The organism is Campylobacter sp. RM19073 (genome assembly GCF_024723495.1).
In the GTDB taxonomy this organism is placed as follows: domain Bacteria; phylum Campylobacterota; class Campylobacteria; order Campylobacterales; family Campylobacteraceae; genus Campylobacter; species Campylobacter porcelli.
In genome coordinates, this window is sequence record NZ_JANQCT010000012.1 from 25505 (window position 1) to 51775 (window position 26271).

24 protein-coding genes and 3 pseudogenes are annotated in these 26271 nt (G+C 34.7%); 23 read left to right on the plus strand and 4 right to left on the minus strand.

The genetic code is table 11. The annotated features are described in order from the left end of the window. Positions 1-43: 43 nt before the first annotated feature. The 20 genes and pseudogenes from yidD (at position 44) to CSUIS19073_RS05705 (ending at position 18722) form a co-directional block, all read left to right on the plus strand. Positions 44-385 (plus strand): membrane protein insertion efficiency factor YidD, encoded by a 342-nt coding sequence (gene yidD, locus CSUIS19073_RS05615; RefSeq protein WP_086237624.1) that lies wholly within the window; start codon positions 44-46, stop codon positions 383-385. After that, a complete protein-coding gene (gene yidC / locus CSUIS19073_RS05620; protein WP_086237625.1) occupies positions 379-1938 on the plus strand; it encodes a membrane protein insertase YidC in 1560 nt (519 codons plus the stop codon). Before yidD ends, yidC begins: the two co-directional genes overlap by 7 nt. Beyond that, positions 1934-2812: a Jag N-terminal domain-containing protein gene (locus CSUIS19073_RS05625; protein ID WP_086237687.1), complete on the plus strand. Its 879-nt coding sequence runs from the start codon at positions 1934-1936 to the stop codon at positions 2810-2812. Before yidC ends, CSUIS19073_RS05625 begins: the two co-directional genes overlap by 5 nt. Continuing rightward, on the plus strand, positions 2809-4119 hold the full coding sequence (gene mnmE / locus CSUIS19073_RS05630; RefSeq protein ID WP_086237626.1) for a tRNA uridine-5-carboxymethylaminomethyl(34) synthesis GTPase MnmE: 1311 nt from the start codon (positions 2809-2811) through the stop codon (positions 4117-4119). The genes CSUIS19073_RS05625 and mnmE overlap by 4 nt, the downstream gene beginning before the upstream one ends. Positions 4120-4140: 21 nt before the next feature. Then, positions 4141-6336, plus strand: coding sequence for a phosphoribosylformylglycinamidine synthase subunit PurL (purL, locus tag CSUIS19073_RS05635; protein ID WP_086237627.1), 2196 nt, complete (start codon positions 4141-4143; stop codon positions 6334-6336). A gap of 2 nt (positions 6337-6338) precedes the next feature. Then, the gene (locus CSUIS19073_RS05640; protein ID WP_086237688.1) at positions 6339-7049 is read left to right on the plus strand and encodes a DnaJ domain-containing protein; all 711 of its coding nucleotides are present in this window, start codon (positions 6339-6341) and stop codon (positions 7047-7049) included. Positions 7050-7058: 9 nt separating this feature from the next. Continuing rightward, entirely contained in the window at positions 7059-8591 is a 1533-nt protein-coding gene (gene purH, locus CSUIS19073_RS05645) for a bifunctional phosphoribosylaminoimidazolecarboxamide formyltransferase/IMP cyclohydrolase (RefSeq protein ID WP_086242523.1), read from the plus strand. 256 nt (positions 8592-8847) lie between these two features. Beyond that, positions 8848-9447, plus strand: a pseudogene (locus CSUIS19073_RS08335) (HAMP domain-containing protein); the annotation flags it as partial. A gap of 333 nt (positions 9448-9780) precedes the next feature. Next, positions 9781-10302, plus strand: a pseudogene (locus CSUIS19073_RS08340) (methyl-accepting chemotaxis protein); the annotation flags it as partial. A 110-nt stretch (positions 10303-10412) separates the two neighbouring features. Continuing rightward, positions 10413-10817 carry an acyl-CoA thioesterase gene (locus CSUIS19073_RS05655; protein ID WP_086237630.1) on the plus strand — a complete coding sequence of 135 codons (405 nt, stop codon included), beginning with the start codon at positions 10413-10415 and terminating at the stop codon, positions 10815-10817. A 134-nt stretch (positions 10818-10951) separates the two neighbouring features. Next, the gene (gene ffh, locus CSUIS19073_RS05660) at positions 10952-12298 is read left to right on the plus strand and encodes a signal recognition particle protein (protein WP_086237631.1); all 1347 of its coding nucleotides are present in this window, start codon (positions 10952-10954) and stop codon (positions 12296-12298) included. A 68-nt stretch (positions 12299-12366) separates the two neighbouring features. Continuing rightward, a complete protein-coding gene (rpsP, locus tag CSUIS19073_RS05665; protein ID WP_086237632.1) occupies positions 12367-12594 on the plus strand; it encodes a 30S ribosomal protein S16 in 228 nt (75 codons plus the stop codon). Beyond that, complete coding sequence (locus CSUIS19073_RS05670; RefSeq protein WP_086237633.1) at positions 12594-12839, plus strand: KH domain-containing protein; 246 nt, start codon at positions 12594-12596, stop codon at positions 12837-12839. Before rpsP ends, CSUIS19073_RS05670 begins: the two co-directional genes overlap by 1 nt. After that, the gene (gene rimM, locus CSUIS19073_RS05675; protein ID WP_086242525.1) at positions 12829-13359 is read left to right on the plus strand and encodes a ribosome maturation factor RimM; all 531 of its coding nucleotides are present in this window, start codon (positions 12829-12831) and stop codon (positions 13357-13359) included. Before CSUIS19073_RS05670 ends, rimM begins: the two co-directional genes overlap by 11 nt. Before the next feature lie 9 nt (positions 13360-13368). Continuing rightward, on the plus strand, positions 13369-14052 hold the full coding sequence (trmD, locus tag CSUIS19073_RS05680; protein ID WP_086242526.1) for a tRNA (guanosine(37)-N1)-methyltransferase TrmD: 684 nt from the start codon (positions 13369-13371) through the stop codon (positions 14050-14052). Positions 14053-14061: 9 nt separating this feature from the next. Then, a complete protein-coding gene (gene rplS / locus CSUIS19073_RS05685) occupies positions 14062-14418 on the plus strand; it encodes a 50S ribosomal protein L19 (protein ID WP_086237636.1) in 357 nt (118 codons plus the stop codon). A gap of 118 nt (positions 14419-14536) precedes the next feature. Continuing rightward, positions 14537-14818: a hypothetical protein gene (locus CSUIS19073_RS05690; protein WP_086242539.1), complete on the plus strand. Its 282-nt coding sequence runs from the start codon at positions 14537-14539 to the stop codon at positions 14816-14818. A gap of 245 nt (positions 14819-15063) precedes the next feature. Further along, complete coding sequence (gene efeO, locus CSUIS19073_RS05695; RefSeq protein WP_086237637.1) at positions 15064-15876, plus strand: iron uptake system protein EfeO; 813 nt, start codon at positions 15064-15066, stop codon at positions 15874-15876. A 9-nt stretch (positions 15877-15885) separates the two neighbouring features. Further along, positions 15886-17043 (plus strand): Dyp-type peroxidase, encoded by a 1158-nt coding sequence (locus tag CSUIS19073_RS05700; RefSeq protein ID WP_086237638.1) that lies wholly within the window; start codon positions 15886-15888, stop codon positions 17041-17043. A gap of 8 nt (positions 17044-17051) precedes the next feature. Then, positions 17052-18722, plus strand: a complete 1671-nt coding sequence (locus CSUIS19073_RS05705) for an FTR1 family iron permease (protein WP_086242527.1) — start codon at positions 17052-17054, stop codon at positions 18720-18722. Positions 18723-18753: 31 nt separating this feature from the next. On the opposite strand, the gene CSUIS19073_RS05710 is transcribed toward CSUIS19073_RS05705, so the two are convergent. Genes CSUIS19073_RS05710 through alaS form a run of 4 tightly spaced genes read right to left on the minus strand, consistent with a single transcriptional unit; the run spans position 18754 to position 24249 of the window. Beyond that, a complete protein-coding gene (locus tag CSUIS19073_RS05710; protein ID WP_086242528.1) occupies positions 18754-20694 on the minus strand; it encodes a transglycosylase domain-containing protein in 1941 nt (646 codons plus the stop codon). Beyond that, positions 20691-21236: a septum formation inhibitor Maf gene (gene maf, locus CSUIS19073_RS05715; RefSeq protein ID WP_086237641.1), complete on the minus strand. Its 546-nt coding sequence runs from the start codon at positions 21234-21236 to the stop codon at positions 20691-20693. Before maf ends, CSUIS19073_RS05710 begins: the two co-directional genes overlap by 4 nt. Continuing rightward, positions 21233-21715 (minus strand): hypothetical protein, encoded by a 483-nt coding sequence (locus tag CSUIS19073_RS05720; protein ID WP_086237642.1) that lies wholly within the window; start codon positions 21713-21715, stop codon positions 21233-21235. Before CSUIS19073_RS05720 ends, maf begins: the two co-directional genes overlap by 4 nt. Further along, a complete protein-coding gene (alaS, locus tag CSUIS19073_RS05725; RefSeq protein ID WP_086242529.1) occupies positions 21712-24249 on the minus strand; it encodes an alanine--tRNA ligase in 2538 nt (845 codons plus the stop codon). The genes CSUIS19073_RS05720 and alaS overlap by 4 nt, the downstream gene beginning before the upstream one ends. A 141-nt stretch (positions 24250-24390) precedes the next feature. Between alaS and CSUIS19073_RS05730 the strand changes: the two genes are divergently transcribed. The 3 genes and pseudogenes from CSUIS19073_RS05730 to CSUIS19073_RS05740 form a co-directional block, all read left to right on the plus strand. Next, positions 24391-24600, plus strand: a complete 210-nt coding sequence (locus tag CSUIS19073_RS05730; protein WP_086237644.1) for an alkylphosphonate utilization protein — start codon at positions 24391-24393, stop codon at positions 24598-24600. 43 nt (positions 24601-24643) lie between these two features. Continuing rightward, entirely contained in the window at positions 24644-25939 is a 1296-nt protein-coding gene (locus tag CSUIS19073_RS05735; protein WP_180379398.1) for a DNA recombination protein RmuC, read from the plus strand. A 188-nt stretch (positions 25940-26127) separates the two neighbouring features. Then, positions 26128-26271: pseudogene (locus tag CSUIS19073_RS05740) on the plus strand (FAD-dependent oxidoreductase); the annotation flags it as partial.

The following is a 26271-nucleotide window of genomic DNA, read 5'->3' on the forward strand; positions in this document are numbered from 1 at the left end:
CTCTTGTGCTTGTTCTGTTTGCAAATTTATTAGGTGCAAATTGATGAAAATTGCCACTAGTTTGGTTATTTTTTATAAAAAATATATCTCGCCATTATTGCCAAGGTCGTGTAGATACTATCCTAGTTGTTCTGAATATGCACTTTGGCAGCTTAGCCATAGTGGAATAATCACTTCTATATTTGCTATTGGCTTTAGAATTTTGCGATGCAATCAACTCTTTAGAGGTGGTATAGATTATCCTATTATTAGATGGGAATTTAAGCCATCTTATATATTTTCAAAGCCATATTATGTAGAGCCAAAATTTTGGCTAATTAAATATAAAAAAGATAAATTTTATTTAATAAAAGCATTTGACTTATCAAAGGATAAAAAGTGTTAGATAAACTTTCAACTCAGCAAAGGCTCATAATAGCCACAGTTATATCTGTTCTATTTTTTATAGCTTATGATGCTCTTTTTGCACCAAAGCAACCACTAGATATAAATAAAACTTTAGAGCAAAATCAAAGCGCCCCGACAACAACCACAACAAACAGCACCGCTCAAGCCCCAAAGCAAACTAGCAAAAATATCGCTACAATCGAAGGGATTAATTATACCGCTACAATCGATGAGTTAGGAAGGATTAGTAGCTTTACGCTTAAAGATTCTAAATTTAAAAATGAAAATGGTGAGCAAATTTCGCTTTTAAAACCTACTTCGCCACTACCTTTAGAAATTCGCTTTTCTGATAGGGCTATAAATGAAGAGGCTTTCAAGGTAGCATATAAGGCAAGTAGCGATAAAATCGATGTTGGCACTACTTCAGCTACTTTAAGCTTAACTCAAGACTTATCATCTGTAAGCGTGGTAAAAAATATAACATTCCACGCAGATGGCTCATATGATATTGATGTTAAAGTAAGCTCAAATTATGAATATTTCATTACAGCTGGATTTCGCCCAGTTGTAGCAGTAGATGGATATACTGTTCATGGAGTTTTGCTTAGAAAAGAAGATGATAGCTTAGAAATTATTGAAGATGGGGACGCTAAAGGAAATGAGGTCTTTAGAAGTGTGGATTTATTAGCTAATAGTGATAGATATTACACTACTTTATTTTATGATAGCAAGAGATCTATGGAGGTCTTTATCCAAAAAGATACCGATGAGAATACTCTAAGCTTTGTTAGAAATATTGGAAATTTCAGTGCTAAAGGCTACATCGGCCCAAAAGATTATAAAATTTTAAAATCAATCAATCCAAGCTTAGTTGATACCATTGAGTATGGTTGGTTTACCTTTATTGCTAAACCTGCCTTTTTGCTACTTGATTGGCTCTACTCATTTATAGGCAACTGGGGCTTTGCTATTGTGGCACTAACTATCATTATCCGTATAGTTTTATTTCCTCTTACATATAAGGGTATGGTCTCAATGAATAAGCTAAAAGATCTAGCTCCAAAGATGAAAGAGATACAAGCCAAATATAAAGGCGATCCACAAAAAATAAACGCCCATGTAATGGAGCTATACAGAAAGCATGGTGCTAATCCGATGGGTGGCTGTTTGCCAATTTTAATCCAAATTCCAATATTTTTTGCAATTTATAGGGTATTGCTAAATGCTATTGAGTTAAAAGGTGCTGAGTGGATTTTATGGATTAATGACCTTGCAGAGCTTGATCCTTACTTTATATTACCAATCCTTATGGGTATTACAATGTATATCCAGCAGCACATCACGCCAACCAATTTTACAGATCCAATGCAAGCAAAGATTATGAAATTTCTACCTTTGATATTTACATTTTTCTTTATTACATTCCCAGCGGGGCTTACTCTTTATTGGTTTATAAACAACCTATGCTCTATAGCTCAGCAAATGGTCGTAAATAGAATATTTGAGCGTCATAAATCTCAAGAGATAGCGGAGAAACACCATGGGAATTAAGATTGAAGCTAAGGATTTACAAAGTGCTTATATAAAAGCAGCCAATGAGCTTAAATGCTCTGCTATAAATTTAGAAATTACACAGATAAAAGCAGCTAGAAAGGGATTTTTAGGCTTTTTTAAAAAAGATGGTATTTTTGAAGTATCTGTAAAAAAAGATGGTGAAAAAAGAGTTAAAAAGCCAAAAAATGATCGCATTGAAAAGAGCATAAGGTGCGATAAAAACCAAAAATTCACACACTCTAAATTTGAGCCAAGTAGCGAAGATAAATTTGAGCCAAACATCACTACAACCCAAAGCGATACCCAAGCAGAAGCGCAATTTGCAAAACCAGCTAGAAAATCAACGCTAAATATAGACCAATCCATATTTGATTCATTCCATAAAATTGATGATAATCAAACCGCAGTATCTTTGGATAATATCTTATTAGAGATTAGAGCTGGGCTTGAGAGGCTATTTGGTGCTAGCTTGTTTGATATTCAGGTTAGCGAGCTATCAATTTATGACGCTGATACTATATATATCAAGCTTGATGGAGCTGATGCAGCACTAATGATAGGCAAGGAGGGCTATAGATATAAGGCTATTTCATATCTCATATTTAACTGGATTAATGCTAAATATAATAAAGGAATTCGCCTAGAGATAGCTGAATTTTTAAAAAACCAAGAGAGCAGTATGGCTGTATATTTAAATGGAGTTATAGAAAGAGTAGAGCTAATTGGCAAGGCTCAAACCAAGCCTCTTGATGGGGTATTAGTTAAAATCGCTTTAGAGCAGCTTAGGCAGAGATTTCCAGATAAATATGTTGGAATTAAAAGTAGCGATGAAGGCAAATTCATTGTTATAAATGATTTTCATAAAAAATGAATATAGTAGCACTTGCAACCCCATATGGCATCGGAGCTATATCTATTATTAGACTTAGTGGCAAAGATGCCCTAAGCATAGCTAATAAAATTTGCGGTAATCTAACGCCTAGAGTAGCACATTTAAAGAAGCTAAAGGATAAATTTGACAATATCTTAGATGAGGCAATTGTGATATATTTTAAGGCTCCATTTAGCTTTACTGGTGAAGATGTGGTGGAGTTTCAGACTCATGGCGGAGTGGTTGTAGCAAATTTGATTATCGATGAGATATTATCTTATGGGGCTAGGGTTGCTAATCCTGGTGAATTTAGTAAAAAAGCGGTGCTAAATGACAAAATTGATCTAGCTAAGGCTGAGAGTATCCAAGGTCTTATAAATGCTAGAAGCGAAGGTGCGGCTAAGATTTTAGCTAGGGTTATGAGCGGGGAGTTGGCTAGATTTTGCGATACTTTGCGTGATGAGCTAATATCAGCTTTAGCTTATACTGAGACTTGTATTGACTATGCTGATGATGATTTACCAGCTGATATAATGGAGCAAATCAAGCTAAAATTAGAGCAAATTTATTCAAAACTAGATAATATAATATCAATTTCAAATTCAAAAAAAGGTCTAATCGATGGCTACAAAGTAGCGATAATCGGCACCCCAAATGTAGGCAAAAGCTCCATTTTAAACTCACTTTTAAATTATGAAAGAGCCATAATTAGCAATACTCCAGGAACCACTAGAGATACTATCGAAGAGCAGATTAAAATCGGCACCCACTTAGTGCGTATAATCGATACTGCTGGTATTAGGCATAGCGATCACGATATAGAAAATATCGGTATAGAATACTCCAAAAGGGCCGCAAATAGCGCTGATATAATCATCTGTGTATTTGATAGCTCAAGGGTTGTAAATAGCGAAGATATGGAGATTTTGGATTTTGTAAATAGCTTAAATAAGAAGGTAATTTTTGTATTAAATAAATCTGATTTGGAATTTAAATTTGACCTTAATATTGATGGAATTTTACTTAGTGCAAAAGATAACTCTAATGCTTTAAAACTAGCAATCCAAGAATACTTAAATTCACAAGATACAAATGAGATAATGCTAAGCTCAAATAGGCAAATAAAAGCTTGTGATGATGCCAAAAGTGCGATAAATAGGGCTATTCATCTTTTAGATGATTCTGTGCTTGAGCTTTTTGCTTATGAGATAAATAGAGCTATAAAAGAGATAGGAAGCATCACAAAACCGCTACAAAATTCGGAAATTTTAGATAAAATGTTTAGCAATTTTTGCTTAGGAAAATAATTTTAAAAAGGGGATATAATAATGGATAAAAAGACAATAGAAGCACATAAGATTAGCGATGATGAGTATAAAAAGATATTAGAGATTTTAGGGCGTGAGCCAAATTTACTTGAACTTGGTATATTTTCTGCGATGTGGAGTGAGCATTGTAGCTATAAATCAAGTAAAAAATATCTAAATGGCTTTCCGACTAAGGCTCCATGGGTACTTCAAGGTCCAGGCGAGAATGCTGGGGTGATAGATTGTGGCGATAGTATGGCAGCTGTATTTAAGATGGAGAGCCATAATCACCCAAGCTTTATTGAGCCATTTGCTGGTGCTGCAACTGGAGTTGGTGGTATATTTAGAGATATTTTTACCATGGGGGCTAGGGTTGAGGCGAGTATGAACTCACTTCGGTTTGGTCAAGTGCATGGCGATACAAAGATTAGTCGCCATCAACGCTATTTGGTAAAAGGCGTGGTATCTGGTATTAGCCACTATGGCAACTGCATGGGTGTGCCAACTATTGGCGGTGAAACCACATTTGATGAGAGCTTTAATGGTAATATTTTAGTCAATGCTTTTGGGCTTGGAATTTGTAAAAGTGATGAGATATTTTATGCTAAGGCTGAAGGGGTAGGAAACCCGGTTATATATGTTGGCTCAAAGACTGGTAGAGATGGTCTTGGTGGGGCTGTGATGTCAAGTGATAGCTTTAATGAAGAGAATAAATCTTTAAGGCCAACAGTGCAAGTTGGGGATCCATTTGCTGAAAAGCTTCTTATGGAGGCTTGCTTGGAGCTATTTAAATGCGATTATATAGTTGGAATTCAAGATATGGGTGCAGCTGGGCTTACATCAAGTAGTTTTGAGATGGCTGGTAGAAGCGGTAGCGGTATGAAGCTATATTTAGATAGAGTTCCTATGCGTGAAAGTGGAATGACGCCATATGAATTAATGCTTAGCGAGTCTCAAGAAAGAATGCTAATTTGTGCTAAAAAGGGTTGTGAAGATAAGATAAAAGCGATATTTGATAAATGGGATTTAGATGCTGAGATTATAGGAGAAGTAACTGATAGTGGCATAATGGAGCTATACTGGCATAATGAGTTAGCTGGTAGCGTGCCAATAGCCCCACTTAGCGAGGTCGCACCAATACTAAATCGCCCAACTAGCAGACCAAAATATCTTGATGAGATCGCAAATATAAATTTAAATAATATACCAAAAATCAGCAATCAAGAGGCCTTTGAGCTATTAATCAAAGATTTAAATGTGGCAAATAAGAGTTTTATTTATGATCAATATGACTCAACAGTAGGCACAAATGTGATTAAAAAAGCTGGTAAATTGGGTGCTGCTGTAATGAGAATTAAGCAAAATGGCAAGTCAATTGCTATGGGCATGGAGTGTAATACAAGGCATAATTATGTAAATCCTAAAATCGGCGCTGCAGCTGCAGTCGCAGCTAGTGGGCGAAAGGTGGCTATGAGTGGTGCAACTCCGCTTGCGATTACTGATTGTCTAAACTATGGTAATCCGCAAAATCCAGAGGTTATGTGGCAGTTCGCACAAGGTTGCGAAGGGATTAAAGAGGCGTGTGCAAAGCTAAATACTCCAGTAGTTAGCGGTAATGTAAGCTTGTATAATGAGACAGATGGAGTTAGTATCCAGCCTACACCAAGCATAGTATCAGTAGGCGTAGGAGATGATGCTAAAAATAGCTTGATTAGCGAATTTAGCGGTGAAAATGTGAGTGTTTATCTACTTGGTAAGACTACTGGCGAGTTTGCAGGGTCGCTATATATGAAGGTGGTGGCAAATTTATGCGCTGGAGAGTTAAAAGAGATAGATTATAAGGCTGAAAGAGCGCTTTGGGATTTGGTTATTGAGGCTAATAAAGATAGAGTATTGGAGTTTGCAAATAGCGTTGGAGTAGGTGGTATCGCCATTACTTTAGCCAAGATGGCAGCGGTTAGCTCTATTGGTTTTAATGGCAAAATAGAGCTTAAAGATAGTCGCTTTATATTTGATGAGAGCTTTTCTAGGGCAGTTGTAGGGGTTAGAGATGAGCTTAAATTTAAAGAGTTAGCTAAGAAATATGGGATTGAATTTATTAAAATTGGCTTAAGTGGTGGCGATGAGTTTGTTTTAAATGATATTAAAATTAGCTTAAAAGATCTACAAAATATCTATTTTAGCGAGTTTGCTGCTGTTATTAAAAGTGAAGATTGATAGTGCATATATTTTTAATTTTAATCGGCGTTATTATTATATTTTGGCTACTTGGTCGTGGATTTACTAACTCAAGCTTAAGGATTAACAAACTCCAATATGATGATGCTAAATATCTAATTATGCTAACGGCAAAGGTCGCTAAAAGCGATGGAGCTGTGAGTAAGGATGAGGCTAATTATATATCGCTTTTATTAGATGATATTTGTTTAAAGCTTGGTAATAGAGATGTTAGAGCCAAGTTAAAAGATATATATCTTTATTATAAAGATAATCAAAGCTCAGCCTACGCAATTGCTAAAGAGTATAGGCAAAGGCTAGGATTTAGTCAAAATATTTGGATAAATCGTGTAGTGTTTTTTATGAATTTAGCCTATATCGATGGGGAATTTAATAGCGATGAGAGAGAAATTTTACGCGAAATTTGCGATGGATTTGCTATTAATAAGAGCATTGTAGAAGAGCTTTTTTCTCATTTTGAGGCTGAATTTAAGAATTTATCCAAAGAGCATAGCATTGACCCATATGAGATTTTAGAGGTTTCAAAAGATGCTAGTTTTGAAGAGATTAAAGCTAGTCATAGGAGATTATCTAGGCAGTATCATCCAGATTTTATGATGGATAAGAGCGATGATATTATAAGCCAAGCGACTAAGAAAATGCAGCAAATAAATGAAGCATATGAGATATTAAAAAATAAATTTAATAAATAAGGAGGATTTATGAGAGCTTTAATTAGTGTAAGTGATAAGAGCGGTGTGGTGGAGTTTGCCTTAGGGCTTGAGGCTTTGGGCTTTGAGATTTTAAGTACAGGTGGAACATATAAAACTTTAAAAGATAGTGGCATAAAAGTTATAGAAGTTAGCCAATTTACCGCTAGTCCTGAGATGTTTGAAGGTAGGGTTAAAACCTTACATCCAAAGATTCATGGCGGTATCTTACATAAAAGAGATGACGCTAATCACATAGAACAAGCTAATAAATATGATATTAAGGCAATTGATTTAGTTTGTGTAAATTTATACCCTTTTAAAGAGACTACAATCCGCACAGATGATTTTAATGAGATTATCGAAAATATAGATATTGGTGGCCCTGCTATGGTGCGAAGTGCTGCTAAAAATTTCAAAGATGTGTTAATCGTTACTGATGTGAATGATTATGAAATAGTGCTAAAATCACTAAAAGATGGTAGCGATAGCTATGAATTTAGACGGGATTTGATGATAAAAGCATATGAACATACAGCCTCATATGACTCAATGATAGCTAACTATATGAATGAGAGATTTAAGGGTGGATTTGGTGCTAAGAGATTTATAACTGGCTCAAAGGTATTTGATACAAGATATGGTGAAAATCCACACCAAAAGGGCGCTGCGTATGAATTTGATAGCTTTTTAAGTTTAAATTTTACTCAATTAAAAGGCGAAGCAAGCTTTAATAATATGACTGATATTAATTCAGCCGTGGCGATAGCTTCATCATTTGGTAAGGCTCCAGCGGTGGCTATTTGTAAGCATGCTAATCCATGCGGTTTTGCTATTGGAGAAAATGAGCTAGATAGCTATATCAAAGCACTTAAGTGCGATCCAGTTAGTGCTTTTGGCGGCGTGGTAGCGATAAATGGAACTCTTACAAAGGAGCTAGCTTTAAAAACTAAAGAGATATTTATAGAGGTTATAATTGCTGCAAATGTAGAAGATGGGGTTTTAGAGCTTTATAGTGATAAAAAACGCACTAAAATCTTTACGCAAAATAATAAATTTTTAGTAACTTTGGGATATAAATGGGACTTTAAACACATTGATGGGGGGTTTGTCTTTCAAGAAAAAGATAGCCTAAATGATAGCGAAGTCGATAATGCTAAACAAGTTACTATAAAAGCAGCAAATCCTAGTGAAATTACAGATCTTAAAATAGCGTGGAAGATAGCAGCATTAACTAAATCAAACTGCGTTGTCTATGTCAAAGATAGCACACTTTTAGCAATTGGTATGGGTATGACTAGTAGGGTTGATGCGGCTCGTGCAGCGGTGGCAAAGGCTAATGATATGGGGATAGATTTAAAGGGTTGTGCATTAGCTAGTGAGGCGTTTTTCCCTTTTGCTGATAGTATAGAGATAGCTGCTAGTGTGGGCGTGGCTAATGTAATTCAGCCAGGTGGCTCAATCCGAGATGATGAGGTGATAGAAGCTGCCAATAAAGCTAGAATGAGTATGTATTTTACTGGCATTAGACACTTCTTGCATTGATTAAATTTAAGGTAAATTTATATTTAATTTACCTTAAATTAAGGGTCTATTTATCTCATTAAACTTTTAATAAGAGTTTAATGAGTATAATTTCACTATATCTTCTTTCAAGGCAGACAGCATGATAAATACTATAGGTAAAAAGATAGTTTTTAGTATTGTCGCAGTTTTATTTATAAGTTTTATAGCTATGCAATTTATCATCATAGCTCAATTTAATAACTCATCTACGCAGATTACCAAAGATAGCTTAAATATGCTTAGTTCATCTATATTTCAGACAGTTCAGACTGCTATGAATACTGGTGATCCACAAATAATAGAAAAATCAATCCACGATGCAAGCTTAATCCAAGGTGTGGCATCTTTAAAAATATACCGCTCAGATACTGTATCAGAAGGTTTTGGTCTTGAAAAGGTAGCGCCTAAAGATGATATAATAAAATCACAATTTATAAATCCTAAAAATTATACTCAAACTATAAAAACACAAGATAATCACACATTACGATTAGTCGCTCCAATCATTGCTAAGAGCGAGTGCTTAGCTTGTCATACTCTTTCTAAAGAGAATGAAGTCTTAGGCGTTATGGATCTATCATACTCTTTGAATGCTATGGATAAAGATTTAAGAGATAAGAGCGTTATGTTTTTATTGATATTTGCTATATCTTTGATTTTAACAGCTATTATAGTTTTGGTGGTATTAAAAAGGGTTGTTATAACTCCTGTGTTAGAGCTTTTAAATCGTGCTAAAGATTTAAGCAGTGGAGATGGTGATTTAAGTGCTAGAATATCTATAAAAAGCAGCGATGAGATCGGGCAAACTTGTAAGCATATAAATCTCTTTATAGAAAAAATTCAAGATATAGTCAAAAAGGCTCAAAGTAGTGCTAAAAGCGTAGAGAGCCAGACACTAACCTTACACGATAACGCTTCCATACTCCTTAGCAGCACAGAAGATGGAAAAGATAAGGCTAGAAGCTCATATGCTATTAGTAAAAGTATATCTGATGAGCTTGAGATTTCAACGGATAAATCCACCCAGGCAGCTGGTGCAAACAAGCAGTCATATGATGAGTTAGAAGAGATGATACAATCATTAAGCGAGGTTGTAACTCACCTAAATGAAGCAAATGCTAAAGAGCAAGAGGTAGCACAAAAAACCATAAGCGTAGTTAGCCAAACTGAGGATATGAAAAAAGTTTTAGATATTATAGGCGATATAGCAGACCAGACAAATTTACTTGCTTTAAATGCGGCCATAGAAGCAGCTAGAGCTGGAGAGATGGGAAGGGGCTTTGCTGTAGTTGCTGAAGAGGTCAGAGTGCTAGCTGAAAAGACAAATGAATCCTTAGGTGGTATAAATTTAAATGCTAAAAATATGATAGAATCTACTACAGAGCTTGGAAATGCATTAAATGAAAATGCTAAAAACATTGCTTTAATTAGCAAAAGTGCCAATGAGCTTATGGATAGAGCAAGATCTACTCAAACAGCCACAAATGAATCCATGCAAATAGTTCAAGAGGTATCGGCTATGGCTACTGATATTAGCAAAAAGATTAAAAAGCTATTAGATCAATCTGAAGAATCTGTAGAGACTTTTGATAATAATGCTAAGATAGTTAATCAATTCTTAGATGTATCTACGAATTTAAAAGATGTAGCAACCAGACTTGAAGTTGATTTAAGTAAATTTAAAACTTGATTTTAAGCTCTCTTTGGGCGACTATTTATTTATAATTTTTATTGTAAATTTAATTATAATTAATATTTTAGAGTTAAAATTCATAAATTAAAAAATATTAAGGATATTTTATGAAAGGTATGGGAGAACCAAGAATTAAAATCGTAGCTATGCCTAGCGATACAAACCCAGCTGGAAATATTTTTGGTGGTTGGATTTTATCACAAATAGACTTAGCTGGAGCAATTGCAGCTAGAGAGTTAGCCCCAATTAGGGTTGTTACAATATCGATGAAAGAGGTTATATTCAAAGAGCCAGTATTTATAGGTGATATTGTTAGTTGCTATGCTAAAATCACAAATGTAGGTAGCACCTCTATCACAACAAGAGTTAAAGTTGTCGTCCAAAGATTAAATGCTCAAGGATTTTGTGAGTGCGTCCCAGTAACTACTGCTGAGGTTACATATGTAAGCGTAGATGAAAAAGGGGAGAAAAAGAGCATAGATAATGATCTAAAGCGACTTCATGGTTTTTAATATTTAGCTACCTTTTTTTGGGTGGCTAAATTTAATTTATTATACTATCTCCAATTAGCATTACGATTAAAGAATTTTAAAGTAAATAAAAGATATAATTAGCTCCTTTTAATAAAAATTAATAAAGGTAAATTGTGTTTGAACTTATTGGCGAGTCGCTAAAATCAGCTGTAAATAAACTTAAATTTGTCGATGATGAGAAGGCTTTAAAAAATGCGTTAGAGACGCTTAAAAAGTCGCTATTAAAAGCTGATGTATATCATAAGGTTACTAAAGAGTTAGTAGCTCTTGTAGAGTCTGATATGAAAAAAGGCGCTATAGGTCAAAAGCAATTTTTAGATAGTATAAAATCAAATTTAACAAATATCTTAACCGCCCCAAATGATGGAAATAAGGGTAGTGGCTTTGTTTTTGCTTCTAATCCACCAACTATTGTATTGATGGCTGGTTTGCAAGGTGGTGGAAAAACCACAACTACTATTAAACTAGCAAGTTATCTAAAAGCTCGTAAAAAACGCGTTCTTGTCGCTGCTGCTGATTTGCAGCGTTTAGCAGCGGTTGAGCAGCTTAGACAACTATGTAGTGCTAATGAGATTGAGCTATTTAGCATTGATGGAGAGAATAATCCAGTAAATGTAGCCAAAGAGGCGCTTAAAAAGGCTAAAGATGCTCTTTATGATGTGCTTTTAGTCGATACTGCTGGTCGCTTGGCAATTGATGAGGCTTTAATGAGCGAGCTAAAAGAGATTAAAACCGCATTAAATCCGCACGAAATATTCTATGTAGCTGATGCTATGAGTGGTCAAGATGGCGTTCGCACCGCAGCTAGCTTTAATGAAGCTCTTGGCATAACAGGAGTGATTTTAAGCAAATTTGATGCTGACACAAAAGGCGGTGTGGCAATTGGTATAGCCCATCAAGTGGGAATTCCGCTTAGATTTGTTGGTGTTGGTGAGAAAGTAGCAGATCTTGAGAGCTTTATCCCAGATAGGATTGTAGGTAGGATTCTTGGCGAAGGGGATCTTGCGACTTTGGCTGAAAAGGCATCAACGATAATTGATGAAAAAGAGGCTAAAAAACTTAATAAAAAGATTAAAAAGGGAGAATTTAATTTCAATGATTTTATCGCTCAACTTGAGAGTGTTAAAAAACTTGGAAGTATGAAGAGTTTAATAGGTATGATACCAGGTCTTGGGGGTATGGCTAATCAGTTAAAAGATATAGATTTGGATAATTCAGATCAGATAAAACATATAAAAGCTATGATAAACTCGATGACACCAAAAGAGAGAGAGAATCCTGATTTATTAAATAACGCTAGAAAACGCAGGATAGCAGCTGGAGCTGGACTAGATCAGATGAGTGTAAATAGATTTTTAAAGCAGTTTAGCAGTGCGGCAAAATTAGCCAAAAAATTCTCAAATAAAGATAGTATGAAAGGCTTTGCTAATATGCTAGCAAATGCTAATCGCCCTAGATAATTAGGGTTTATTTATGGCTATAAATTTAGCTATAACTAAGCCTTATAAAAATATTTTAGGAGACAAAGATGGCAACAGTAGTAAGATTAACAAGAATGGGACGCAAAAAAAGACCATTTTATCGTATAGTAGTTACAGATAGTAGAAAAAGACGCGATAGCGGCTGGATTGAAAGTATTGGATATTATAACCCAATGGTAGAGCCAGAAGTGATTAAATTTGATGCTAATAGACTTGCATATTGGAAAAGTGTAGGTGCCAAACTAAGCGATAGAGTCGCTCAAATTACAAAATAATGGTTGAAGATTTTTTAAAAGAGTATGCTAAGCTTATAAGTGATTCTCCTGATATTATTCGCACTGAGCGGATAAATCTTGGAGAGAATTTCGATGAAATCATTATATACGCTAGCAAGGCTGATACTGGTAAATTAATCGGCAAAGATGGTAAGATGATAAATGCTATTAAAACCGTGGTTATAGGCTATAAGGCTAAAGATCCAACCTCATACAGAATTACGGTAAAAGCTATTGAAGAGTGATTTAGTAGAGGTTTGCATACTTGGTAAATCCGTTGGATTAAAGGGAGCTTTAAGACTGCATAATCGTAGCGATTTTGTCGAGCAGTATAAAAAGGGCGCTAAATTTTATGATAAATTTGGCAATCTTTTTTCTATTAAGAGCTATGAGCCTTCAAATTCGCTTGTGATATTTGAAGGATTTGATAGTGTTGAAAAGGCAAAAGAGCTTACAAATAGGGTTTTATATCGCACAATAGAAGATACTAAAAAGAGCTGTAAGCTTAAAAAAGATGAGTATTTTTACTTTGATATTATAGGCTCTATGGTTTATGAAGATGGCGATTTGCTTGGTAGGATTGATGATATTTTAGAAGTTGGTGCCGGATTTTTATTTAGCATTAAAACAGATCTAGATTTGGTATCTCAAAATTTACCTAAGCAGTTTTATATACCTTATCAAGATAATTTTATAATTAAGATTGATACTGCAACCAAAAAAGTAGAGGTCAAAAACTCTATGAATATACTTATTAACTCTTAAATTTTAGATATGAAATTTAACTTTATAACACTATTTCCAAATTTAATAACCCCATATTTTAGCGACTCCATACTTGGTAAGGCAGTTAAGAATGGGATTATAGAGATTAATTGCATTAATCCTCGCAACTATACAAAACAGAAGCATAATAAAGTTGATGAGTATATGATAGGCGGTGGTGCTGGACTTTTGATGAGTGCACAACCGCTTTGCGATACCATCGATACGCTTGGAGATACTCACATAATCTATCTTACTCCAGCTGGTAAAAAATTTAATCAAAATGACGCCAAAAGACTTTCAAAGCTAAAAAATATAACATTTATCTGTGGTAGATATGAGGGTATTGATGAGCGTGTAGTTGAGAGTAGGGTAAATGAGGTTTTTTGCATTGGAGATTTTATCTTAACTGGTGGAGAGTTAGCTGCTATGAGCCTTTGCGATGCAATTAGTCGCAATATTTATGGAGTTTTGGGTAATTTTAACTCTTTGGATATTGAGAGTTTTGAGGGCGGAGTATTGGAAGCTCCTAGTTTTACAAAGCCAAATATATTTAATGGCCTACTAGCTCCTTCAGCTTTTTTAAAGGGTAATCATAGTATAATCTTCGCTTTAAAAAATCATATGGCGCTTTGCAAAACTCGGTTTTTTCGCCCTGATTTGTATCAAACTCTTAAATCGCCAAAACTTTAAGGAAATAAGATGAGAAATAAATATATTGAAGCATTTGAAAATGCTCAAATTGCGACTAAGTCTGTGCCTGACTTTCGTGCTGGTGATACTTTGAGAATTGCTATTCACATCAAAGAAGGCGACAAAAGCAGAATTCAAAATTTTGAAGGCATATGTATCGCTCGCCGTGGTAGCGGTACTGGAGAGACCTTTATTATTAGAAAAATAGGTGCTAATAGCGTTGGCGTAGAGAGAATTTTCCCTATATATAGTGATAGTTTAGAGAGCATTACTGTATTACGCAAAGGTCGTGTAAGACGCTCTAAACTATTTTATCTTCGTGATAGACGCGGTAAAGCTGCTAGAATTAAAGAGCTTAAAAAATAGCATTCATTTAGACTTTAGCCCCCTTTTTATTGGGGCTTATCTGTTTTATTTTATTTTGGAATTTAGCGTGGAAAAAATTGTTTTTAACTTTGATACATTTGAAGGTGTAAAGAGTGCTATGCTTTGCGAAAGTGAATTTAGTAAAGAGATACGCATTACCATGGCTAAAGATTCCATAATGAAAGAGCATAAGGCACCAAATGCCATAATCGTTCAAATTCTTCGTGGAGAGATAGAGTTTGAGATGAGTGGGGATATTTTAGTAATGAGTGAGCTTGATATGATTACACTACCAGCTTTTGTACCGCACTCTTTAAAAGCTTTGAAAGACTCTATAATCAGACTTAGCCTATCTAAATCAGATACCCATTCAAGAGTGTTTAAAGTCATTAATAATTAATAAAATATTTTAATTTATTTTTATAAATTAGTAGTTTAATTATATCATTTTAATCTTTATTTATATTCTTTTAACCCCGCAAATAGATTATTGATCTTAAATTTAATCAAATAAATTAATTAAATAATTTTTAAATTTTACCATAAAATATAAGATAATCTTAAGATAATATTTATTAAAATAGTGATTATGAAAATGTTTATCAATATCTATACATTTTTAAATTTTATTTTAAAGGAGCAAAAATGCAATTTAAAAAAATCACTCTAGGCTTATCGGCCTTAATGCTAGGAAGTAGCTTGTATGGAGCAGTTGATTTATCAAAAGAGGCAAATGAGTATAGGTCTTATGTTATCGGTCAAATAGACAAATTATTAGAAGACACAGAGAAATTTGTTGGTTACTTAAAATCTGGAGATACTAAAAATGCTAAAAAACTCTATCCATTAGCTAGAATGTATTATGAACGCTCAGAGCCTATAGCTGAGAGCTTTGGAGAGCTTGATCCTAGTATAGATGCCCGTTTGGCTGATTTACAAGAAGATGGTAAGGGAGAAGATGATTGGAGTGGATTTCATAAGATTGAAAAAATTTTATGGGTAGATAATACGACAAAAGGTAGCGAGGCCGTGGCTGATAAGTTGCTAGCTGATATTAAGGAGTTAAGGGCTAAGGTGCCAACTGTCAAGGTGGATGCGGAGTTAATGCTAACTGGTGCGGTAGATCTATTAAATGAGGTATCAACTAGCAAGATAACAGGAGAAGAGGATATATATTCCAAAACCGATCTTTATGATTTTAAGGCAAATATTCAAGGAGCGCAAAAGATCTATGAAATTCTCAAATCTCACTTAATTAAAAAAGATCCTAAATTAGCAAAAGATATTGAAATTCAGTTTGCTAATGTAAATAATCTTTTAGAAAAGCACAATAAAAGTAAAAATGGATATGAGTATATAGGCTATGACAAGCTATCAAAATCTGATATAAAAGAGCTAGCAGAAGCGGTAAATAAACTAGGTGAGCCATTGTCAAAAATGGGTGTAATCTTAGATTAAGGTATCGATATGAATTCCAAACGCCGTAATTTTATTGGTGGAGTATTAGCATTTGGGGCTAGCATGCTTGGGGCTAGTCAACTCTTAAATCCACGCATTAAATCAGATGAGAAAGATATCTATCCATTCTATGGAAAGCACCAGCAAGGCATAGCTACCGCTATCCAAAAGCATATATATTTTATGGTTTTAGACTTGCATACCAACTCTCTTGATGAGATTAAAGAGATGTTTAAAATTTGGACTATATATTCAGCTAAATTGACATCTGGACAAAATGTTAGCGAATATGGTAGTAATAAATTTATCCCCACTTTAGATACTGGAGAGGCTGATTCTTTGGGAAGTAGTGGGCTTACTTTGACATTTGGTGTGAGTGCGTCATTTTTCAAAAAGCTTGGTTTGGATAAGCTAAAGCCAAAGGAGCTTAAGGATTTACCGCATTTTCCAAGAGATCAGATTAGGGCTGAATTTAGCGGTGGAGATATATGCATACAAGCTTGTAGCGATGATCCGCAAGTGGCTTTTCATGCGGTGCGTAATTTGGTGCGTGTAGCAAGATTACAAGTTACTATGAAATGGTCACAAATGGGCTTTAACTCATTTATGAATAGTGATACCCCACGCAACCTTTTTGGCTTTAAAGATGGGACAATCAATCCTAAGGGTGCTGAGCTTGATAAGGAGGTTTGGATAAAGGGTGGAGCATTTGATGGTGGCACTTACATGGCAGTAAGAAAGATACAAATGCATTTAGAAACTTGGGATAGAACTCATCTAAAAGGACAAAATGATACCTTTGGTAGATTTAGAGATAGCGGCGCACCGTATGGCGGCAAGAGCGAATTTGATGAAGCTGATATAGGCTTAAATACCTCTTTACCAGCTGATTCTCATGTATTTTTATCTAAAAGTGCAGATACTAAGATACTTAGAAGGTCATACTCCTATGCTAGTGGTGTGGAGCCTAAGACTAATCAGTTTGATGCGGGGCTTTTATTTATCTCATTCCAAAAAGACCCAGAGCAATTTATAAAGATACAAAATACTTTGGGAAATGTAGATAGAATGAATGAGTATATCACGCATATTGGCTCGGGGCTTTTTATCTGTTTTGGTGGTGTAAGCGGTGATGGCGACTATATTGCTAGATCGATTTTAGGGTAGAGGTTTTTATGTCTAAATTTTATTTTATGATCTTATCTTTACTCTTTGCTTTAAATTTAGAAGCTAATATGAGTCCATTTTTTATACAAATTTCAGACGCTTTAGGTGCGGCTAAAAGCGGAGATAGCAAACTAGCAAAAGATATAATGGTTGAATTTCAAGAGCAATTTAATGCTCTTAATATCGATACTGCATTATCTAATGATGTAAAGCAGAGATTAAAAGCTGTTTTAAATGATACAAGTGTTGAGAATATCGAGAGTTTATCTAGTGCATTAATTGCTTTTGAAAAGGAGCAAAACCCTGTAGATTATGAGGCTAAAAGGGCGAAATTTAAACAAAAGGTGATGCCTTTATATAAGCAGTTAGTAAATGCTACTAAAGATAGAGATTTAGAGCAAATTCCGTCTATTTTTAAGAGATTTTACGATTCTTGGCAGCGAAATGAGCGTGTGGTGGGTGATTTAAGTCCTTGGCATTATGGCAAGATAGAGACATCAATGGCGCTATATAGAATGGCTATGGTAAGCACTCCTAGCGATATAGCCGCTATGGATAGTAAAATTATAGAGCTAGGTGAGTTTTTAAACGATTTTCTAGCTGGTAATACTAAGGAGATAAAAGTTGATGGTGATACCTTAGAAGAGCTTAAACGAAATTTAACTCTACTTGATGAGGCAAAAGATTTAATCGGCATTGATAACGCTAAGGCAAAGAGCAATATCTTAAATTTTATAACAAATTGGCCACTTTTTGAAGGTGAAATTAGAACTCGCAGTGCGAATTTATACAACGCAATAGAGAGTGATCTACCACAAATAGCAGCCGATATAGACTCCTTAAAATCCATAAATATGCTAAATAACATTATAGATAATATCAATTCTCTAGATTTTAATGCAAATTACAACGCCTATGATGTAGCTATAGTGCTTATTAGAGAGGGAGTGGAGGCTTTGCTTATAGTAGTCGCACTTTTAGCTGCTGTAAAAACAGGTAATTTACAAAGAGCTAAGGCTCATATTTTAGGTGGTGCTGGTATTGCTATAGTAGCTAGTGTATTTGGTGCGGCGACTTTGAGCTATCTATTTCCTTTGGCAGTAGCTGGTACAAATAGAGAAATTTTAGAAGGAATAGTGGGTATATTGGCTGTGGTTGTTATGGTGTTTGTAGTAGCTTGGTTACACTCTAAAAGTAGCCTTAAGGCTTGGAATGCCTATATAACTAAGCAGATCAATAGAGCTGTTGCTAGTGGTAGTTTGCTTTGGTTTGGATTATTATCATTTTTAGCTGTTTTTAGAGAAGGTGCTGAGACTATACTATTTTATGCTGGAATGCTACCAAAGGTGCAAATTTCAAGCTTTATAAGTGGTATAGTTGGGGCTTTGGCTATTTTGATTTTGATAGCATATTTTATGAAATTTATCACTTCTAAAATAGCTATGCACAATATTTTTAAGCTTATGAGTTTATTGCTTTACGCACTTGGCTTTAAGATTTTAGGTGTTAGCGTGCATGCCTTACAACTTACAAATATAGTGCCAAATAGCATTATATCACCCATTCCTTCTATATCTTTCATTGGATTTTATAATACGCTTGAGGGGTTGATTATGCAAATTGCCTATATATCATCTATAATAATTATAGCTTTTTTAATGAGAAAAAAGGCGGTTTAGAATTTCAACCAATTTACCATTATTAAAGCTATTAAAATATTATCCCCTCTTTATCTTGCTTTTCTAGTATGCTATTTTGTTCTTTTGGTAGTGGTGAAGTAGATGTGTATAGGGCATCTACTCCATCATATATTTTGCGATAAACGCCACTAGGCATATCAAAATCTCGTTTGGTTTGTGGGTAATTTGCTATATACTCTTGCATAAATTGCTTAAATACAGGAGCTGCAGTTCTAGAGCCGCCTTCCACATATCTCATTGGAGTGTTATTATCATTTCCATACCAGACTAGGACTTGAATTTCAGGAGCAAATCCACAAAACCACGCATCTATGCTATCATTTGTAGTGCCAGTTTTCCCACCTAGTTCTATACCATCAATCTTAGCAGAGCGTCCAGTGCCGTTATTTACAACATTTTGAAGCATTTTAACCATCAAATAAGCTTGCTCTGGCTTGATAATTTCACTACTTTTTGGCTCAAATTTAAATATTTGCCCATCTTTACTCTCAACTGAGTTGATGAGTCTAGTTTTATGCCTAGTGCCAAGCCCTGGAAATATAGAGTATTGCTCACTATAATCCATAAGGCTTACACCGAAGCTACCAAGTGCGATTGATAGGTTATTTGGTATATTTTTAAATCCGAAATCCTCTAAATTCCTTTGAACTACATCAAGACCAATGGAATTTAAAAGGTTTATTGTGGCAAGATTTCTTGATTGTTTTAATGCGTCATTAAGGGTGATTAGCCCTTTGAAATTACCGCTAAAATTCTTTGGCTTCCAATCCTTATCCTCTTCACTATTCTTATTTGCTCCTTCATAAATTCTAGATATATCAGCGACTTTGCTTTGAGGGGATAGGCCTTGATTTAGTGCTATTTGATAGATAAAAGGCTTAAAGCTAGAGCCTGGTTGTCTATAGCTTTGAGTGGCACGATTAAAGTTGCTTTTTGCGTAATCAACCCCGCCAACTAACGCTAATATCTCGCCATTGGTAGGATTGGTAACTATCATTGCACCATTTAAAACTGTAGTGTTGGCATCTTTATTTCTTTTTAAAATTTCATTATAGCCAAATTTTAGTGCATTTCTAGCTATCTCTTGGACTTTTAAATCAGCGTTTAAAGTGATTTTATATCCGCCATATTTAATATCTTTATAAAGTGGGGTTAGCTGTTTGATAGTCTCATCTACTAGATATGGGGCTTTGTTTTGAGTTAGGGTTTGTTCGTAAATTTTTGGTGTCTCTTTTATAGCGGCTTGATACTCTTTATCTGTGATCCAGCCGATATTATACATTCTTAAAAGGACATTATTTGCCCTAGAGAGAGATAGATCTAAATGCCTAGTTGGATCATAGCTACTAGGAGCCTTTGGCAGACCAACTAGCATAGAGATCTCTTTTATGCTTAACTCATCTAAATTCTTTTTAAAGTATCCAAGTGCGGCAGTTTTAATCCCATAATATCCATGCCCGAAATATACTTGATTTAAATATCGTTCGATTATCTGCTCTTTTGTAAGCTTTTGCTCTACTTCGTAAGATATGATTATCTCTTTGAGTTTTCTAGTAAATTTTTTCTCCCTTGTTAAGAGCATATTTTTAACTAGCTGTTGAGTTAGGGTTGAGGCACCTTCGACTAATGCCATTGCTTGAATATCCTTAATCGCCGCTCTAAAGATCGCTTCATAATTTATCCCGCCATGTTCGAAAAATGCGGTATCTTCAATGGCAATTAGTGCCTCTATAATGCGTGGGGGAATTTCGTTAAATTTAGCATATTGTCTATTCTCTTCATCAAAAATATAAGCGACTAAATCCCCATTTCTATCATATATATGAGTTGTGAGCTTTGGGTTGTAATCTACAATTTTTGATATATCAATCTTAATTTGAGAGTAAAAATATATAACTCCACCTATAGCGGTTAAAGCAATTATTATTAGTAGATTAAAAATATATTTCATAAAAATGCCTTTAAATTTATAATATCTAGCCCCATGGCTGTGGGTTTATTGCCTTTTTGGACTTCTATATATTTTTTATTAAATCCCTCTATCATCATAGCTCCAGCCTTGCCTTGCCATAGATTGCTTGCTATATATCTATCTAGATCATCGTTATCAAATTTTTTAAATTTATAGCTTGCGATGCTTAGCATATCAATTATCATATTTTGAGTGATAAATTTCATGGCAGTATATACGCTAGTTAGGCTATTGCTTTGGAGTTTTAGCATATATCTAGCCTCTATCTCATCTTTTGCCTTGCCTAAAATAACTCCTTGACATACCACGCTACTATCAGCAAATAGCACACGATCATATTGGTTTTTAAATTTATCAAAAAACTGCTTAGCCTTGCTATTTGTGATACTCATAGCGTATTTAGCTGGTGGCAAATTAGAATCAAAATTCTCATCATACTCCATACAAACTTGGATAAACTCCACGCCATGCTCTTTTAAAATCAAAGCCCTACTAGCAGAGCTAGAAGCTAAAACTATCATAAAAACCCTCTAAAAGTTATGCCAAGGTATATATTTATAAATGATAAAACTATATTTAATGGGATAAAATAGTAGATTATAAGAATTAAATTCTCATGGCTCATTATCATATCATCTTTGATAAATGCCCCTTTGGCTTGGTGATACTTATATGAGATATAGGCTAGATTAGCACAGATGAAAATTAGTATCGCAATCTTGGTTTTGACAATAGCCTCTACCATTGGATCGCCTATTGGGAAGTGCTCACCATAAGACATGTATAATCCACCAAATAGCAAAAGTATCACCATTGCCAAAGCACTAAAGAGAAATTTGGTAAATTCTTTTAAAATTAGTTTATAGCAATTTTGCTCTGTATTTTTAAAGCAGTAGTGAGCGCAAATTGCTGTTACTATATGCAAGGCTATGAATAAAACAGCTATGCTAATATGTATAAATGGTGCTATCTGATCTAGCCTTGCAAATGCACTATTCAAATTTTACTCTTTATCATCTTACTAGCCTCTTCTAAGGCTTTTGAGATATTGCTTATATCTTTACCTCCAGCAGTAGCAAAATCATCTCTACCACCGCCACCGCCGCCAACTATAGGGGCTATAGCTTTTACTAGCTCTCCGGCTTTTATATCTGTATTTTTGCTTCCTACAGCTAGGCTTACTTTATTATCTTTTGAACTAGCTAAAAATACCACAACCTTATCAAATTTATTTTTTATCTCATCTATTTTGGCTTTTATATCGCCATTAAACTCGCCCACTACTACATTTATACCATTTATACTCTCATGGCTAAGCTCTACTGATGAGTTGGCATTTTTAATCTCATTTTGTAATGATTTTATCTCATCTTTTAGCTTGGTTATAGCGATGATTGGGTCAGCTCCTTTTAGGCTAAATTTTATCTCTTCAAGCTCTTTTCTTAGCTCATTTGCATAGTTTAATGCTGCTTTAGAGCAAACTGCTTCTATACGCCTTACTCCAGCACTTACGCCACTTTCTTTGATGATAAAAAAGCTTCCTATCTCATTTAAATTTTCCACATGAGTGCCACCACAAAGCTCCTTAGAGCATCCCAAGGTCAGCACTCTGACTTTATCAGAATATTTCTCGCCAAATAGAGCGATGGCTCCGCTATTTTTAGCCTCTTCTAGCCCCATTATCTCTACTTTTGCTTTAGCACCTTTTAGTATTGCTTCATTTACGAAATTTTCTATTTTTTCTAACTCATCTTTTGAGAGTGGCTTTGGATGAGAGAAGTCAAATCTAAGCTTATTAGCCTCTACGCTACTTCCAGCTTGAGCTATGTGAGATCCAAGGATACTTCTAAGTGCTGCGTGGAGTAAGTGAGTGGCTGAGTGGTGGCGGCGAATTTCTAGCCTATTAAGGCTAACTTCACAATCTATGCTTTCTCCTATTTTTACGCTATTTTTTGCCTCTATGGTGCTTAGATTTAATCCAAAATATTTTTTTGTATCAAGAACTTGATTGCCACCTAAAAGCCCGGTATCTCCACATTGACCGCCACTTTGAGCGTAAAATGGAGTAGAATCAAGCATAATATATCCGATTTCTCCATTTTTTAGCTCATTTACTCTTTTAAATTCGCTATTTAAAAGGGCTAAAATTTTGCTAGTGCTTTTTAAATTTTCATATCCGATAAACTCATTTTCGCCAAATTCTTCAAGCAAAGCCTTAAAGTCTCCACTCTCTTTTGCAGCGTCTCCGCTACCTTTCCAGCTAGCTTTAGCTCTTGCTTTTTGCTCATTCATTAGCTCATCAAATTTAGCCTCATCTACGCTAAGTCCCTTTTCTCTTAGCATATCAGCCGTTAAATCAAGTGGAAATCCGTAAGTATCATATAATTTAAACGCTACTTCACCGCTAAAAGTTTTGCTTGAAGTTTTTGCTAACTCTTCGTTAAATAGATCAAGCCCAGCAGAGATAGTGGCTAAAAATCTCTCCTCTTCTAGTTTTATCAGCTCTTTTACATACTCTTTTTTCTCTTTTAAATAATCATAGTGCTCACCCATTAATTCTACTACTTTATCAACTAATCTATACATAAATGGCTCTTTTATCCCAAGCAAGTATCCATGGCGAAGAGCTCTTCTTAGTATGCGTCTTAGGACATATCCACGGCCCTCTTTATCGAAATTTACGCCTTGAGCTAGTAAAAATGTAGTTGAGCGAATATGATCGCTTATAACTCTAAAGCTAGCGCCACTCTCATACTCATATTTTAAATTTGCGATTTTTGCAACTTCGTTTATTATAGGCATAAATAAAGAGCTATCATAATTGCTAAATTTACCCTCTTTTATAGCAGTTACTCTCTCAAGCCCCATTCCAGTATCGATTGACGGCTTTGGAAGTGGAGTCATAGTGCCGTCTTTATCCCTTTCAAACTGCATAAATACAAGATTCCAAATCTCTAAAAATCTATCTCCATCGCCACCCATATAATCTTCATCGCTGTTAAAATGCTCACTTCCTTGATCGTAAAATATCTCGCTACAAGGGCCACAAGGTCCAGTATCGCCCATAGCCCAGAAGTTATCTTTATCTCCAAATTTATAAATTCTATCTTTTTGAATATGCTTTTGCCAAATTTCATAGGCTTCATCATCATTTTCATGCACGGTTACATATAATCTATCTTTTGGTAGTTGTAAAATCTCAGTTACAAACTCCCACGCATAAGCGATGGCTTCTTCTTTAAAATATTCCCCAAAGCTAAAATTTCCTAACATTTCAAAAAATGTATGGTGCCTAGCAGTGTAGCCGACATTATCTAAGTCGTTGTGTTTGCCACCAGCTCTAATGCAGGTTTGACAGCTAGTGCGAATAGGTGGAGTAGGGCGTGGCACATCGCCTGTAAAAATGCTTTTAAAAGGCACCATTCCAGCATTTGTAAAAAGTAGGCTCGCATCATCTGGGACTAGCGGAGCTGAATCTATAATCTCATGTCCTTTGCTTTTAAAAAATTCCAAATACTCTTTTCTAATATCCATAATTAATTTCCTAAATTTAAAAATGGCTTGATTGTATCATAAATTTACTAAATTTATACTCAATTTTTATGCTTTATAGCTATGAAATTTAAGAATTAAATAGCTATAATTTTGGCTCAAATTAACCTTAAGGAGTATGTAGTGGCAAAGGATTCTAACGGGATAGAATTAAACGCTGGAGATAGCGTTAGCGTGATTAAGGATTTGAAGGTAAAAGGTGCTAGTAGCACGATTAAGCGTGGCACAACGATTAAAAATATCAAGCTTACAAGCAAAGATAGTGAGGTAGAGTGTAAGATAAATGGGGTTGGCGTTGTGGTGTTAAAGTGTGAATTTTTAAAGAAAATTTGATAATTTGTATTAAAAAGCTTTGATTCTTAGTGTGGAGATTTAGATGGTTGAGATTTTAAGCGCAGTGGTTGCGGTGGCGGTAGTTGTGTTGATTTGGCTTGGTTTTGTGCTGTTTAAAAAGCAGAGCCAGCTAGCTAGTCTAGGACAGAAATTTAACGATTTAAGTGCGAATTTAAGCATAAAAGATCAAGAGCTAAACTTCATAAAAGATGAGAATAAAAATTTACAAGAGCAAAATATCCAAAATATCCAAAAAATCACACAATTAACTACAAAATTAGAAAGTGCAAATGAGATAAACACGCAGCTAAAAGAGCGTCAAGATGAGCTAGATAACAAGACTAGGGAGTATTTTGAGCTAAAAACCAAGCAGATGAGTGAGAATTTGCTAAATTTAAGTAGTAAAGAGATGGCTGAAAGCTCAGCTAAAATTTTAGAGAGCTTGATTGCGCCATTAAAAGATGAGATAAATAAATATCAAAAATCAAATTTAGAGATAAATAACACATTTAAGGTAAATTTTGAGAATTTAAAAAGCGAAACTAAAGGCGTTATGACTCAAGCTCATAATTTAGCCGAAGCCTTAAAGAGCAATAAGAAAATTCTAGGCAATTGGGGTGAAATCCAACTTGATAGCGTGCTACAAAGCAGTGGGCTTATTTTGGGTGTTAATTATGATAAGCAAGTAGCTTGTAAAGATGAAAATGGCAATCAAAAATATCTTGATGCTGTGGTTAAATTTGATGAGAATAAAAAAGCGATAATAGACGCAAAATGCTCACTTATCAATTATAATGAGTATCACAACGCCACAGATGAGAGCCTAAAAGAGGGCTATGCTAAGGCTTTGGCTAAGGATATTAGAAATCATATTGATAATTTAAGCTCCAAAGATTATGCATTTTTAGATAGTAAAAATTATGAGTATGTATTTATGTTTATACCTAATGATAATATGCTATTTGTCGCTCTTGGTGCTGATAGCACTCTTTATGAATATGCGTATGAAAAAGGGATATTTATCACCACGCCACTTACTCTTTTGATGGCTTTAAAAACCGTGTATATCTGCTGGAGAAATTTAAAAAGCGATGAGAATGCTGCTAGGATATTTAGCGAAGCTGGTAAAATATATGATAAATTTGATGTGTTTATCAAAAATTATGAAAGATTAGAAAATCAAGTAATTGCAATGTCTAAGGTAATCGAAGATGGTAAAACCACTCTATATCAAGGGCGTGGAAATTTAATAAGCAAGTTTGAAAACCTTAAAAAATTAGGAGCTAAAACTACAAAAACTTTGCCATATGCAATTAGCGATGATGAGTTAATATCATAAAATAGGGGATAAAGACTATGTAATTTTAAAAGTAAAATAGCAAAATATGGGGATTTAATTAATTAAATTTAAATCTTCAGCTTTAAAGCTGAATAATTTTTAAATATTATAATTTACTATTTTTCTTTTGTTATCTTTAAGTTTTATTAATATATACTACGGAATTCAAAAAATCTTAGGAGTGAAAGATGAAAGAGAAGCACTATGAGGTGGTGATAATTGGTGGCGGTATCAGTGGCGGTGCGCTACTATATGAATTGGCTAGATATACAGATGTTAAAAGTATTGCATTAATAGAAAAATATGGCGGTTTAGCTACGCTAAATTCGAAA

Excerpts from the sequence above, each read along its gene's own strand:
- trmD (WP_086242526.1), top strand. The coding sequence starts at position 13,369 with ATGAAATTTAACTTTATAACACTATTTCCAAATTTAATAACCCCATAT.
- CSUIS19073_RS05710 (WP_086242528.1), bottom strand. The coding sequence starts at position 20,694 with ATGAAATATATTTTTAATCTACTAATAATAATTGCTTTAACCGCTATA.
- CSUIS19073_RS05700 (WP_086237638.1), top strand. The coding sequence starts at position 15,886 with ATGAATTCCAAACGCCGTAATTTTATTGGTGGAGTATTAGCATTTGGG.
- CSUIS19073_RS05735 (WP_180379398.1), top strand. The coding sequence starts at position 24,644 with ATGGTTGAGATTTTAAGCGCAGTGGTTGCGGTGGCGGTAGTTGTGTTG.
- CSUIS19073_RS05655 (WP_086237630.1), top strand. The coding sequence starts at position 10,413 with ATGAAAGGTATGGGAGAACCAAGAATTAAAATCGTAGCTATGCCTAGC.
- CSUIS19073_RS05690 (WP_086242539.1), top strand. The coding sequence starts at position 14,537 with ATGCTTTGCGAAAGTGAATTTAGTAAAGAGATACGCATTACCATGGCT.
- purH (WP_086242523.1), top strand. The coding sequence starts at position 7,059 with ATGAGAGCTTTAATTAGTGTAAGTGATAAGAGCGGTGTGGTGGAGTTT.
- mnmE (WP_086237626.1), top strand. The coding sequence starts at position 2,809 with ATGAATATAGTAGCACTTGCAACCCCATATGGCATCGGAGCTATATCT.
- alaS (WP_086242529.1), bottom strand. The coding sequence starts at position 24,249 with ATGGATATTAGAAAAGAGTATTTGGAATTTTTTAAAAGCAAAGGACAT.
- maf (WP_086237641.1), bottom strand. The coding sequence starts at position 21,236 with ATGATAGTTTTAGCTTCTAGCTCTGCTAGTAGGGCTTTGATTTTAAAA.
- purL (WP_086237627.1), top strand. The coding sequence starts at position 4,141 with ATGGATAAAAAGACAATAGAAGCACATAAGATTAGCGATGATGAGTAT.
- rpsP (WP_086237632.1), top strand. The coding sequence starts at position 12,367 with ATGGCAACAGTAGTAAGATTAACAAGAATGGGACGCAAAAAAAGACCA.
- CSUIS19073_RS05670 (WP_086237633.1), top strand. The coding sequence starts at position 12,594 with ATGGTTGAAGATTTTTTAAAAGAGTATGCTAAGCTTATAAGTGATTCT.
- rplS (WP_086237636.1), top strand. The coding sequence starts at position 14,062 with ATGAGAAATAAATATATTGAAGCATTTGAAAATGCTCAAATTGCGACT.
- efeO (WP_086237637.1), top strand. The coding sequence starts at position 15,064 with ATGCAATTTAAAAAAATCACTCTAGGCTTATCGGCCTTAATGCTAGGA.
- yidD (WP_086237624.1), top strand. The coding sequence starts at position 44 with ATGAAAATTGCCACTAGTTTGGTTATTTTTTATAAAAAATATATCTCG.
- CSUIS19073_RS05705 (WP_086242527.1), top strand. The coding sequence starts at position 17,052 with ATGTCTAAATTTTATTTTATGATCTTATCTTTACTCTTTGCTTTAAAT.